The following is a 12,734-nucleotide window of genomic DNA, read 5'->3' on the forward strand; positions in this document are numbered from 1 at the left end:
GCGCATCCGGCCGCCGCGACGGGCTGGGTCCGGCCGCCCGCCGGGCTGAGCGCCTCGGGCCCGGCGCCCACGGCCCCCACCGCCCCCGTACCGTCTCCGGGGCCCGCCCCGGACACCTCACCCGCGGCGCCCGAACGCTGGCGGCCCTGGCGCTTCCGCATGTCCAACGACGTGTGGGGCACGCCGGTCGTCTCCGGTGACCTGCTGTACGTGACGTCCTTCGAGGTCCACGCGCTGGACGTGGGCAACGGGCGACGCCAGTTCAAGACCCGGGACGTGGCCTGGGCGATGGCCGTCGAGGGCGGCCGTATCCACGCCTCGGACGGCCCGTCCCTGTACGCGCTGGACGCCACGTCCGGCGCCGAGCAGTGGCGGCTCCGGACGGACGCCTGGGTGTACGCCCTCAAGGCCGACCGGGGCACGGTCCTGACCGCGACCCGGGGCGGCGGTGTCCAGGGCTGGGAGGCGTCCAACGGCGAGAAGCTGTGGGAGATCACCGGCGCCCAGACCGACTTCGAGACGGCGGAGGCCGGTCCGGTCATCCACGACGGCACTGCGTACGTCTGGCAGGACGCCAGGCTCCGCGCGCTGGACGCCCGTACGGGCATCGAGCGCTGGTCGTACCCCATCGGCGACGCGGCCTCCTGCGGCGGCGTCCCGGTCCGGGTCACCCCCGCCCCCGACGGCTACGTCTACATCGCGGCGGGCACCCGGGTGCTGGCGGTGGAGACCAACTCAGGCCGGGTGCGCTGGCACTTCGAGGCCCCGGCGGTCTTCCTCTCGCCGCCCGCGTTCGCCCCGGGCCCGGCGGTGACCGGCGGCGGGGTGTACCTCGCGGACTACCTCGGCACGGTGTACGCGCTGGACGCGACGACCGGCAAGGACCGCTGGCGCATCGCCACGGAGGCCCGGTCCTCGATCGAGCCGGTGCTGGTCGCGGTGGGCAACGTGCACGTCGGCAGCGGCAGTGCGCTGTACACCCTGGACGCGGTCACCGGCACCCCGAAGTGGCGCTTCGCGGCGGGCGGCGACGTGGTGGGCTCCCCGGTGGTCGCGGACGGCCGCGTCCACTTCGGCTCGGCCGACCACGTCCTCTACACCCTGGACGCGGCAGGCGGCCAGCTGCGCTGGAAGCTGGCGACGGGCGGCGAGATCACGGGCTCACCGGTGGCGCGAGCGGGCGTGGTCTACGCGTGCAGCAAGGACCGGTGCGTGTACGCGCTGGACGCGCTGAAGGGCACGGGCACGGGGAACAGGGCGAGGGCCTGACGTCCGAGGGCGGAAGCCCTCGGCGGGGGCGGCCGTCACTCCCGCGGGGGCGCGGGCGACGGGGTCCCGTGCGGCGGGTGTACGGGATCGCGAGGGTCGGCCTCCGCCTGCGGATACGACCGCGTACGGGGGTCACGGGGATCGGGCCCCGTGTACGGGTCCACCTCCGGCTCCGGCCACGGCGAGGTCTGTACGGACATCCCCGGCTCCTGCGTGGGCGGCCACGTGTCCACCTGATCCGCCGCCGGCGCGGCATACGGCTCCACAGGCTCCCGCTCCCGACGCCGCTCCCGCCGACTCCGCCGGCCCCTCATCAGCAACGCCCCGATCAGCATCAGCGCCCCGCCCGCCAGGGCGTTGGCCACGCCCACCTGCAACCCCGCCCCGTCCCCGCCCACCACCAGCGAGCCCGCCGCCTGTCCCTGGCGCACCATCCACAGGATGGTGAAGCCGAGCACCACCAGCCCCGCGAGGGCGACCACGATCCGCGAGCGGAGCACCACGCCCGCGAGCACCAGCAGGGCCGCGAACAGGAACGGCAGCAGGATCGAGACCAGCACGCCCGACTCCGTGCCGGTGATCCCCTCGAAGAGGTCCCGCACCCGGTACTCACGCCCCAGCCGCCCGGCGTACCACTCGCGGAACGGGCTCAGCACGGCGGAGGCCGCCCCGGCGAGCGCGACGAGGGAGCCGAGGATGTTGCGGATCATCGTCAGCCTCCGGCGGCGTCGTCCAGCGTGTTGCCCAGCGCGCGTACGCGGACATCCCCTCCCGTCCCCGACGCTACGCCCGGCCGACCACCCCTGCCACGCGGACCATGACCGTACCGTGACAGGGTCATGACCTGCGCAGGGAGCTCCGCACGGCATGCTGAGGGCGACAGCACAACGACACTCAAGGGGGCTGTATCGATGATGCGGCGACAGATGAAGCTCGCGGCGGTCCTGGTCGTGGTGGTGCTCGCGCTCACCGGATTCTCGACGTCCACCAGCGGAGGCAAGAGCGGCAAGAGCAGGAGCGGCAAGAGCAGCAGCTCCGGCGGCGGCTGCTCCAGCTCGAAGAAGAGCAACAACGGCTACTCCTCGTCCTCGGGCTCGTCCGGCTCCCGCAACCGGCCCCCGGCGCGCACCGCCTCCAAGGTCCCGACCGTCTCGGTGGTCCGCTGCGCCCAGCCGGGTGAGGGCGCCCGCAAGGCGGACACCTCGTCGCTGGTCGAGGTGCGGGCGAAGGAGCAGGGCCTGCGGGAGTACAAGGTCAGCGTGCGGTTCCTCGACGCCCTGGGCAAGATCGTGGACACGGCCGAGACCACCACGTTCGTAGAGGGCGGCAAGTCCCGCAGGCTGACCTTGCCGATGGGCGACGTCGGCAAGGTGTCCCAGGTCGAGCGCTGCGAGGCGACGGTCCGCCGCACCTGACACGGCACCCCGGGCCCCCGGGACCCGAGGCGCCCCAGGGCTGGCTCACCGCACCCGAGGCGCCCCGCCCGCGCCTCCGTTCCCGCCCCCGCTCGCCCGCCCCTCGAACAGCTCCGCCTGACGCTCCGGTGACAGGTTCCCCAGCGCGATCAGCGCGGGCGCCTGGGCCATCGCCTGGGTCCGGGCCGCCTCCTTCGCGGACCAGACCGCCCTGACCGTGCCCTGTACCGCCTCCGTCGGGTACGCGGCGACCACCGCCGCCGACCGCAGCGCCGCCGCCACCGCGCCGCCGGGCTCCGTCACCTCGCTGACGAGCCCGACCGCGTACGCCCGCTCCGCGCTCACCCGTTCCGCGGTGCCCATCAGGGACATCCGGGCGACCTCCCCGAACGGCATGCGCTGGGCCATCGCGATGGCCTCGTACGCCGAGACCATCCCGTACGTCGTGTGCGGGTCGAAGAACGTCGCCTCCCGGGACGCGACGACGAACTCCGCCTCGCCCAGCAGATAGAACGCCCCGCCGCAGGCCATTCCCTCCACCGCGGCGATCACCGGCTTCCACAGGTCGTTCGCCTTGGGGCCGATCCGCAGGAGCGGGTCGTCGACGGCGTACGGGGACGGGGGCTGCGGGACGGTCATCCCCCGGTCGATGCCGGTGCAGAAGGCGCGGGTGCCGGCCCCGGTGAGGACGGCGGCCCGCACATTCTCGTCGAACCGCAACTCCCGCCAGAGCGAGCCGAGTCCGTCAGCCGTCTCCAGGTCGATCGCGTTCAGCTTCTCCGGCCGGTCCAGGGTGACGAGGGCGACCCCGGTGGCCGCCTCCCGTTCGATGCGCAGGGTCATGGCTCACCGCTCCAGCAGCCAACGCACAAGCGTGACGGAGCCACTTGGCCCCATCGGGCAGAAGAGTGCCCGTACCGGCGCCCCGATCCGCAGCCGGGCCGGGTCGACGGAGTTCAGCGGGGCGTCGGGGGAGGCGACGACGTTCCCGGCCAGCCGGATGTGCGGGGCGTCCGCCAGCTCCACCACTACCGCGTTGTACGGGGCCTGTTCGGCGTACGCGGGGAGCAGCGGCGGGTGCGGGATCACGTACGACCAGAGGCGGCCGCGCCCGCTCATCTCCCGCCACTCGCTCTCGAACGACCCGCAGTGCGGGCAGCAGGGCCGGGGCGGGAAGCGGAGTTCGCCGCAGGCGGGGGCGGCGCAGGCCTGGACGCGGAGTTCGCCACGGGCGGCGTACTCCCAGTAGGGCGCGCCGTCCTCGTCGGGGACGGGCGGCAGCAGTGCATCGGGCATGGCGGTCTCCTCGACTCCTCAGTTCCGCAACAGGACGGCGGAGGTCGGCACGCCCTCACCGGCCGTGACCAGGCAGGTGGCGGCGTCGGGCACCTGGGCGGTGGAGGTGCCGCGCAGTTGCTTGACGCCCTCGGTGATGAGGTTGAAGCCGTGGACGTACGCCTCGCTCAGCCCGCCGCCCCCGGTGTTGACCGGCAGCCGCCCGCCGCTCTCCAGGGCCCCGCCCTCGGTGAACGCGCCGCCCTCGCCGCGCCCGCAGAAGCCGTACCCCTCCAGGGAGAGCGGGACGAGCGGGGTGAACGCGTCGTAGATCTGGGCCACATCGACATCGTCGGGCCCGAAGTCGGCCTGTTTCCAGAGCTGTCGGGCGGCCGTCCAGGCGGGTCCGGTGAGCGGGTCGTCGTTCCAGTAGTTGACCATCCCGTGGTGCTGGGCGGGCAGCCCCTGGGCGACGGAATGGAGGTAGACCGGCTTCCGGCGGCAGTCGCGGGCGCGCTCGGCGGAGACGATGACGCAGGCCAACGCCCCGTCCGTCTCCAGGCAGTTGTCGAAGAGGCAGAGGGGTTCGCTGATCCAGCGGGCGGTCATGTACATCTCGCGGGTCAGCGGGCGCTCGTACATGATCGCGTCCGGGTTCTGGTTGGCCCGGTTACGGCAGGCGAGGGCGACGTTGAAGAGGTGGTCGCGGGTGGCCCCGTACTCGTGCATGTAGCGCCGGGCCAGCATGCCGATCTCGTCGGCGGGCCGCAGCAGCCCGTAGGGCCGGGTCCACTGGGCGGGCGTGGGGAGTTGGGTGGCGGTGTTCTTCCACGGCCGGGGCCCGGACCCACGTTTGCGCGACCGCCAGGCGACGCCGACGCTCGCCTGCCCGGTGGCGACGGCGGCGGCGAGATGGGCGAGGGTGGCGCAGGACCCCCCGCCCCCGTACCCCACCTTGCTGAAGAAGGTGACGTCCCCGGCCCCGATCGCCTTGGCGACCTCGACCTCGTCGGTCTCCTCCATGGTGTACGAGGCGAAGCCGTCGACCTCCGAGGGGGCGATGCCCGCGTCGTCGAGGGCGGCCAGGATCGCCCGGCAGGCGAGCGTCTTCTCGGACTCCGGGAGCCGTTTCGCGAACGCCGTCTGCCCGATCCCGGCTATCGCTGTCGCGTCCTTGAGCGTCGCCATCCGCTGACCTCCCGCACTGTCGCGCCTGCTGACAGCGGCAGAGGCTACCGCTAATCTGACGGATAGTCAGCTAGTGCGGCGGCGGCAGGAGGGCGGGCGCGTGATGCGGGGCGACCAGGAGTGGGGCAGCATCCCGGGGCTGGTACGGGCTGCGGCGGAACGGTACGGCCCGGCCGAGGCGGTGGCCGACGGCCGCACCCGCCTCTCGTACGCCGAACTCGGCGACCGCGTGGACCGCGCCGCCGCCGCGTGCATCGCCGCCGGGGTCGAGCCGGGGGACCGGGTCGCGATCTGGGCCCCGAACACGCTGGACTGGATCGTCTCCGCGCTGGGGGCGGTGACGGCGGGCGCGGTGCTGGTCCCGCTGAACACCCGCTTCAAGGGGACGGAGGCGGCGTACATCCTGCGGCGCAGCCGGGCGAGGCTGCTGTTCGTCACGGGGACGTTCCTGGGGACGTCGTACGTGGCGTCACTGCGGCGGGCGGAGGTGAAGCTGCCGGACCTGGAGCGGGTGGTGGTGCTGGCGGACACGGCCCCCGAGGACTACACGAGCTGGCCGGAGTTCCTGGCGGCGGGCGAAGGGGTGCCGTCCTCGTCCGTACGGGACCGGGCGGCGGCCATCGCCCCCTCGGCCCCCTCCGACCTGACCTACACCTCCGGCACGACGGGCGCGCCCAAGGGCGCGGTGATCACCCATGCCCAGACGCTGCGCGCGTACGAGATCTGGAGCGAACTGGCGGGCCTGCGCGAGGGCGACCGCTACCTGATCGTGAACCCCTTCTTCCACACCTTCGGGTACAAGGCGGGGATCATCGCCTGTCTGATGCGGGGGGCCACGATGGTGCCGCAGCCGGTGTTCAACGTGGACACGGTGCTGGCGAACATCGCGGCGGAACGGATCTCGGTCCTGCCCGGCCCGCCCACCCTCCACCAGTCCCTCCTGGACCACCCGGCACGCGCGGCCCACGACCTCTCGGCCCTCCGCCTGGTCGTCACCGGCGCGGCGGTGGTCCCCCTCCACCTGGTGGAACGCCTGCGCAACGAGCTCCACATCGCCACGGTCCTCACGGCGTACGGCCTCTCCGAGGCGAGCGGCATCGTCACCATGTGCCGCCGCGGCGACGCACCGGAGGCCGTGGCCACGACCTCGGGCCGCGCGATCCCCGGCACGGAGGTACGCGTCCTGGCGGCCCCGGGCGCCCCGGGCGAGGTCCAGGTCCGCGGCTTCAACGTGATGAGCGGCTACTTCGAGGACCCGGACACCACGGCCCGGGCGTTCACCCCGGACGGCTGGCTCCGCACCGGCGACGTGGGCGTCCTGGACGAGGCGGGCCGCCTGCGGATCACGGACCGGATCAAGGACATGTTCATCGTGGGCGGCTTCAACGCCTACCCGGCCGAGATCGAACAGCTCCTCGGCCTCCACCCGGACATCGCCGACGTGGCGGTCATCGGCGTCCCGGACCCCCGCCTCGGCGAGGTCGGCAAGGCCTACGCGGTCCGCCGCCGGGGCGCGACGCTCACCGCGGACGACCTGATCGCCTGGTCCCGCCGCGAGATGGCGAACTTCAAGGTCCCGAGGACGGTGGAGTTCGTTCCGGAGCTCCCGCGCAACGCGAGCGGCAAGGTGGTGAAGGGGGAGCTGCGGGGGCGGGGGCAGGGGCTCCTTCGGCCGGGTTCGCCCGATGGCCTCAGCCCGACGGCCGAGGCGTGAGCAGGTCGTGCCTGGACATGCCGCGGCCGCGGTGGCTCCCCCTCGGTGCCACCGCGGCCGCTCCCCCGTATCCCCGTCGGGAAGGTCTAGGCGGGCTCGCCCGTCGCGTGGTTGTCGAGCGGCTTGACCGTGCCGCCGGTGGCGTGGTTGTCCAGCGGCTTCAGCACGCCACCCGTCGCGTGATTGTCCTGCGTCGTGGCTTCCCCGCCGGTGGCGTGGTTGTCGAGCGGCTTCACGACCGGCTTCTTCTGCGCATCGCTCATGGTGTTCTCCAGCTCCCTGAATGGCTGTGCTCGGACTCGACGAGCCTGCCCGGCAACTCCCCCGTCGGGTTGCCGGGCAGGTGTCGTTCGGCCGCTCAACCTACCTCTGCGGCCGAGGCCGGCCCGTCTGCCCCCCGACGCGACGGAACGACTGGAACCACCATGTCGGGGCGCGATAAACGAATGATGAACGCCTCGCGGGTTCACGCGGGCAGCGTCGACGCCAGCAACTTCCGTACGGCTTCGACCTCCGCCGAGCCGAGCGTCTCGTAGATGTCCAGCGCCTCTCGCCAGCACACCTGGGCCCGGCCCGGCTGGCCGATGTCGTTCAGTGCCTGGCCCAGGACGGTGAGGACATTGCCGCGCCGCCACTGCCCGCCGATGCCGCGCAGTACCGCGAGTGCCTGCTCGGCCTTCGTGGCGGCCTGTGCCGGGAGCCCGGCGGCCAGATCCACCTCTGCCAGGCGGAAGGTCGCCATCCCCTCCCAGAGGCGCTGCCGGCTGTCCCGGAACACGTCCAGCGCCTCGTGGAGCTGCTCCGTCGCTTCGGCGAGCCGCCCGCTCTGGGTGAGGGCGAGGCCCAGGGCGTACCGGCCGTTCGCGCCGCGCAGCGCGTGGCCCAGTTCGTCGTATATGTCTATGCCCTGCTGGGCCAGGGCCACCGCGCTCGTCGTGTTCCCCATCGCGAGGTGGATGCGGGAGAGGTTGCACAGGGCGCTCGCCTCGCCCGGACGGTTGCCGTCGGCCCGGAAGTTGGCGATGGCCTGTTCGAGGTAGGCCTCGCCCTCCGCGTGGCGGTTCTGGTAGAGCGCGATGATGCCGAGGTCGTTGGGGGCCCAGCAGCTCGGCAGGGGATCACCCACCGCGCGGGCGAGCCTCATGGCGCGCTGCGCGTCCCGCTCCGCCTGGTCGAACCGGCCCGCGACCAGACGGGCGTTGGTGAGGGTGATCAGCGCCCGCCCCTCGGCCCGCGCGTCGTCAGCGGACCGGGCCAGATCGCGCATGGTGATGGCCGCCGCCTCGTACTGTTTGGAGTTCGCGCCCGACTCCGCGAGGTCCTTGGTGGCCCAGAGCAGGTCGACCGCTCGGCGCACCCCTCCGGCTTCCGACGCCTGACGCACGCACGCGAGCAGGGAGTTGGCCTCCGTGTAGAGCCAGTCCTGCGCGGTGTGCCGGTCGGCGAATGTCAGCCCGCTGTACTGAGTGGGCTCCCGGTGATCGGCCAGCCGGTCCCCCGGCCGCTCCAGCGCGTAGACCCCCGCAGCCGTGGCCAGATAGAAGTCCAGCAGCCGCGACAGTGCCAGCTTCCGTTCCACCGGCGGCTGTTCGTCCCGCTCCGCGCAGGCACGCGCGTAGAGGCGCACCAGGTCGTGGTACCGGTAGCGGCCCGGGGCGGCGGACTCCACCAGGCTCGTGTCGACCAGGGCCTCCAGGAGGTCCTCCGCCGCGTGCGGGTCCAGGTCCAGCAGGGCGGCGGCCGCGGCGAGGGAGATGTCCGGGCCGTCCGCGAGGCCCAGGAGGCGGAAGGCGCGGGCCTGCGCCGGTTCCAGCTGGCCGTAGCCGAGTTCGAACGTGGCCTTCACCGCGAGGTCGCCCGCCTGGAGCTCGTCCAGGCGGCGGCGCTCGTCGGCCAGTTTCGCGGCGAGGACCGACACCGTCCAGGTACGGCGGGCGGCCAGCCGGGACGCGGCGATGCGGATGGCGAGGGGGAGGAAGCCGCACGCGGCCACCACGTCGAGCGCCGCCTCGCGTTCCGCGCCGACCCGCTCCGCGCCGACGATCCGGGTGAAGAGCCGCAACGCCTCCTCGGGCGACATCACGTCCAGGTCCACCAGATGCGCCCCGGCCAGGTCCACCATCCGCACCCGGCTCGTCACCAGCGCCGCGCACCCCGGCGTGCCGGGCAGCAGCGGGCGGATCTGGGCGGCGTCGTGGGCGTTGTCCAGGAGGATCAGGACGCGGCGGCCGTCCAGCGTCGAGCGGTACAGCGCGGCCCGCTCGTCCAGCGTGTCCGGGATCGCCGAGTCCGCCGTGCCGAGCGCGCGCAGGAACGAGCCGAGGACCGTCTCCGGTTCGGCGGCCCTGGCCCCCGCGCCCTGGAGGTCGACGTAGAGCTGGCCGTCCGGGAAGTGCCGGCGGGCCCGGTGGGCGACGTGCACGGCCAGCGTCGTCTTGCCGACGCCACCGATACCCGCCACCGCGGAGACCGCCATCACCGAACTCTCCGCCGTGGCCAGTCGGCTGCCCAGCTCGGCCACGAACGCGGACCGGCCGGTGAAGTCCGGCACCGACGCCGGAAGCTGCGCGGGCCGCAGCGGCGCGGGCGCGGGCGCCGGTTCGTCCGCCGGGCGGGCCAGCTCCTCGTCGGCCCGCAGGATCCGCTGCTGGAGCTGGGCCAGTTCGGGGCGCGGATCGACGCCCAGCTCCTCCGCGAGGAGCCGCCGTGTGTCCGCGTACACCGCCAGTGCCTCGGCCTGCCGGCCGCTCCGGTACAGCGCCACCATCAGCAGCTCGCGCAGCCGCTCGCGCAGCGGGTGCGCCGCGGTGAGCGCGGTCAGTTCGGAGATCGCCTCCGCGTGGCAGCCGACCTCCAGGTCCAGGTCGAGCCGGGTCTCGGTGAGCTGGAGCCGCCACTCCTCCAGCCGGGTGCGCTGGTTCTCCGCGTACGGCCCCGGCACCGAGGCCAGCGCCTCGCCGTCCCACAGGCCCAGCACCTTGTTGATCAGGGTGCGCGCCTGGCAGCGGTCACCGGCCGCGCGCGCCTTCTCCGCCTCGGCCGCCAGGTCCTGCGCCAGGGTCAGGTCGAGCGCACTCCGGTCGATCCGTATCGCGTACCCGCCCGACTCGCTCACCAGCGTGTCCTGGCCCAGGATCTTGCGGAGCCGGGAGGCGTACGTCCGGATCGTGGCCAGGGCCTGCGAGGGCGGGTCCTCGCCCCAGAACGCGTCGATCAGCTCGCCCGCCGTGGCCGTCCTGCCCCCGCGCAGCAGCAACGCGGCCAGCAGGGCGCGCTGCTGGGGAGAGCCGGAGGAGAGGGGGTCCGAGCCCCGCCAGGCCCGTACGGGGCCGAGCACGGTGAACCTGAGGGCGTCGGCCGTACCCGGTTTCTCCGGAGCGCGCTGCTCCGGTACGCGCACGCGTGGCCCGCTGTCACGGTCCATTGATGCCCCCTGTCCTGCTCGCCTGCCGGCCCCGCTCGTCTGCGGGACATGCCGGGTGGTGCCGCCTGAGCCCGAATGCTCGCCCCTGCCCGCTCGTGTACGCCCGTGCGTCGCAAGTGCGGGATGCGTCCGGATTGCTCGGTACCGCTGGTATCGCGCTCAACAGTCTGCCTTGTCGCGGGCGAACTCGTCAGCAGTGGGTGACGCTCTGCACAAGCCCTCGACAACGATTCGGGTGCCGCTCCCCGCGCCGTTCCCGGCGCCGATGCGCGCACGCCAGCTGACGGTTCGTCAGATCGACGCTACCGTGGAACGCATGGAGACCTTCCCGAAGATCATCTCGGTGGACGACCACACGGTGGAGCCCGCTCATGTCTGGCGGGACCGGCTCCCGTCCCGGTACGCGGACTCCGGACCCCGCATCGTCCGCGCACCGCTGAAGGAAATGACCTTCATGGGCGGAAAGTTCGCGCCCGTGATGGGTGCGAAGGGCGACGAAGGGCCGGTCGGCGACTGGTGGGTGTACGAGGACCTGCACCGCCCCCTCACCCGCCTGGACACCGCCGTCGGCTACGACAGGGACGAGATCAAGCTGGAGATCATCACCTACGAGCAGATGCGGCCGGGCTCCTTCTCGGTCCCGGACCGGCTCGCCGACATGGACGTCAACCACGTCCAGTCCGCGCTCTGCTTCCCCACCTTCCCGCGCTTCTGCGGGCAGACGTTCACCGAAGCGAAGGACCGCGAGCTCGGGCTGCTCGGGGTGCGCGCGTACAACGACTGGATGGTGGAGGAGTGGTGCGGTCCCGAGGCGCGGGGCCGTCTCATCCCGCTCACCCTCGTCCCTCTGTGGGACGCCGAGCTGGCCGCCGCCGAGGTCCGGCGCAACGCGGCCCGGGGGGTGCGCGCGGTGGCGTTCTCCGAGATACCTCCCCACCTCGGACTTCCGTCGATCCACACGGACGACTGGGATCCGTTCCTCGCGGCCTGTGACGAGACCGGCACCGTCATCGCCATGCACATCGGCTCCTCGTCCAGGATGCCGTCCACCTCCGCCGACGCCCCGCCCGCCGTCGGCTCCACCATCACCTTCGCCAACTGCTGCTTCTCGATGGTCGACTGGCTGATGAGCGGCAAGTTCGAACGCTTCCCGGGCCTGAGGATCATGTACGCGGAGGGCCAGATCGGCTGGATTCCGTACATCCTGGAGCGCGCCGACGTGGTCTGGGAGGAGAACCGGGCCTGGGGCGGCGTCGCCGACAAGGTCCACCGCCCGCCGTCCGAGCTGTTCGCGGACCACGTCTTCGGCTGCTTCTTCGACGACGCCTTCGGGCTGAGGAACCTCGACGCGATCGGCGTCGGAAACGTCCTGTACGAGACGGACTACCCGCACTCCGACTCCACCTGGCCCCGCTCCCGCGAGGTCGGCGAGGAGCAGATGGGCCACCTGGCCCCGGACGTCGTCGACCGGATCGTCCGCGGAAACGCGATCGACCTGCTGGGGCTCACGGAGGACGGGCTCTGGGCGGGGGCGTAGAAGTACCTGCGTACGGGGAGGGGGCCGCCTCCCCTCCCCGTACGCGGGCCGGGTCAGGCCCTGCTCACCGGCTCCACCGGTTCCTGGAGCTCCGTGACCCACAGGTTCCGGTCCGGCGGGCACTCCAGGCTGACCTCACGGGAGTAGCCGACGGAGCGGTAGCCGTTGGCGTCCAGCCAGCGGGCCAGGGTCTGGACCGTCGGCATCACGTCGTCCATCGCGCCCCGGTGCACGATCGTCGCCGCCTCGAACGGCGGCAGCTCCACCACACGCACCCCGGTGCCGCCGACCGGGCCCACCGGGGCCGACACCGTCACGCCCGCGTGCACCACCATCGCGCCGCCGCCCTCGGGGGCGTCCTCGTAGCGGGCGATCCCGGGACCGGTGGGCCGGACTCCGGCGCCCTCCAGGAGCGGGAAGAGCTCCTCGTACAGCGGGCCGATCACCGGTCCGATGTCCTGCGGCTGATAGCTCGCGGCCGTGCCGGTCAGCTCGGCCACCCGGACCCCGGGAACGGTCTTGATCACAACGTCGTCGGCAGGCATGCGCCCCTCGCTCTCGATCGACCGGAGCCTCGCCTCGACCCGGGCCAGCCGCTCCGACGCGGCCGTCACGGCCTCCGCCAGCTCGGCCCGGCGCAGCCGCAGCATCCCGCGCAGCTCCTCCGGGCCGAGCCGCTCGTCCAGGACGGCCCGCACCTGCTGGAGCGTGAAGCCCAGGTCCTTGAGCGCGATGATCCGGTTGAGCCGGGCGAGCTGTGCCGCGCCGTAGTGGCGGTAGCCCGTGGCGGGGTCGGTGCGGTCCGGGCGCAGCAGCCCGATGGCGTCGTAGTGGCGCAGCATCCGGGCCGACACCCGCCCGTACCTGGCGAAGTCTCCGATGGTGAACATGATGGCTCCCACTGCACGGCTT

General features: G+C 73.0%; 11 protein-coding genes. 4 read left to right on the forward strand and 7 right to left on the reverse strand.

Going from position 1 to position 12,734, the window contains the following annotated elements:
- Positions 1-1,269 (forward strand): PQQ-binding-like beta-propeller repeat protein (locus tag CIB93_RS06035; RefSeq protein WP_179499999.1); only part of this gene is annotated, 1,269 nt, incomplete at its 5' end.
- 35 nt (positions 1,270-1,304) lie between these two features.
- Here the strand turns inward: CIB93_RS06035 and CIB93_RS06040 are convergent.
- Positions 1,305-1,979, reverse strand: coding sequence for a hypothetical protein (locus CIB93_RS06040; protein ID WP_096624847.1), 675 nt, complete (start codon positions 1,977-1,979; stop codon positions 1,305-1,307).
- A gap of 201 nt (positions 1,980-2,180) precedes the next feature.
- On the opposite strand from CIB93_RS06040, the gene CIB93_RS06045 reads away from it, so the two are divergent.
- Entirely contained in the window at positions 2,181-2,684 is a 504-nt protein-coding gene (locus CIB93_RS06045) for a hypothetical protein (protein WP_096624849.1), read from the forward strand.
- Positions 2,685-2,729: 45 nt separating this feature from the next.
- Here the strand turns inward: CIB93_RS06045 and CIB93_RS06050 are convergent, their stop codons facing one another.
- From CIB93_RS06050 to CIB93_RS06060, 3 genes are read right to left on the reverse strand one after another with little or no spacing between them, the layout of a single operon-like run.
- On the reverse strand, positions 2,730-3,527 hold the full coding sequence (locus CIB93_RS06050) for an enoyl-CoA hydratase/isomerase family protein (protein WP_096624851.1): 798 nt from the start codon (positions 3,525-3,527) through the stop codon (positions 2,730-2,732).
- Between the two features lie 3 nt (positions 3,528-3,530).
- Positions 3,531-3,980, reverse strand: coding sequence for a Zn-ribbon domain-containing OB-fold protein (locus tag CIB93_RS06055; protein WP_096624853.1), 450 nt, complete (start codon positions 3,978-3,980; stop codon positions 3,531-3,533).
- Positions 3,981-3,998: 18 nt separating this feature from the next.
- Positions 3,999-5,147, reverse strand: coding sequence for a lipid-transfer protein (locus CIB93_RS06060; protein WP_096624855.1), 1,149 nt, complete (start codon positions 5,145-5,147; stop codon positions 3,999-4,001).
- 103 nt (positions 5,148-5,250) lie between these two features.
- Between CIB93_RS06060 and CIB93_RS06065 the strand changes: the two genes are divergently transcribed.
- Entirely contained in the window at positions 5,251-6,861 is a 1,611-nt protein-coding gene (locus tag CIB93_RS06065) for a FadD3 family acyl-CoA ligase (protein WP_096624857.1), read from the forward strand.
- Positions 6,862-6,947: 86 nt separating this feature from the next.
- On the opposite strand, the gene CIB93_RS37740 is transcribed toward CIB93_RS06065, so the two are convergent.
- Together CIB93_RS37740 and CIB93_RS06070 are read right to left on the reverse strand one after the other, a co-directional pair.
- Positions 6,948-7,124, reverse strand: coding sequence for a hypothetical protein (locus CIB93_RS37740; RefSeq protein WP_007451789.1), 177 nt, complete (start codon positions 7,122-7,124; stop codon positions 6,948-6,950).
- A 203-nt stretch (positions 7,125-7,327) separates the two neighbouring features.
- Positions 7,328-10,285: a BTAD domain-containing putative transcriptional regulator gene (locus CIB93_RS06070; protein ID WP_096624858.1), complete on the reverse strand. Its 2,958-nt coding sequence runs from the start codon at positions 10,283-10,285 to the stop codon at positions 7,328-7,330.
- Positions 10,286-10,601: 316 nt separating this feature from the next.
- On the opposite strand from CIB93_RS06070, the gene CIB93_RS06075 reads away from it, so the two are divergent.
- Positions 10,602-11,822 carry an amidohydrolase family protein gene (locus CIB93_RS06075; RefSeq protein WP_096625084.1) on the forward strand — a complete coding sequence of 407 codons (1,221 nt, stop codon included), beginning with the start codon at positions 10,602-10,604 and terminating at the stop codon, positions 11,820-11,822.
- Positions 11,823-11,875: 53 nt separating this feature from the next.
- Here CIB93_RS06075 and CIB93_RS06080 read toward each other — a convergent pair whose 3' ends face one another.
- Positions 11,876-12,712, reverse strand: coding sequence for a MerR family transcriptional regulator (locus CIB93_RS06080; RefSeq protein WP_096624860.1), 837 nt, complete (start codon positions 12,710-12,712; stop codon positions 11,876-11,878).
- Positions 12,713-12,734: the final 22 nt, after the last annotated feature.

Source organism: Streptomyces sp. WZ.A104, assembly GCF_002382885.1.
Taxonomy (GTDB): Bacteria; Actinomycetota; Actinomycetes; order Streptomycetales; family Streptomycetaceae; genus Streptomyces.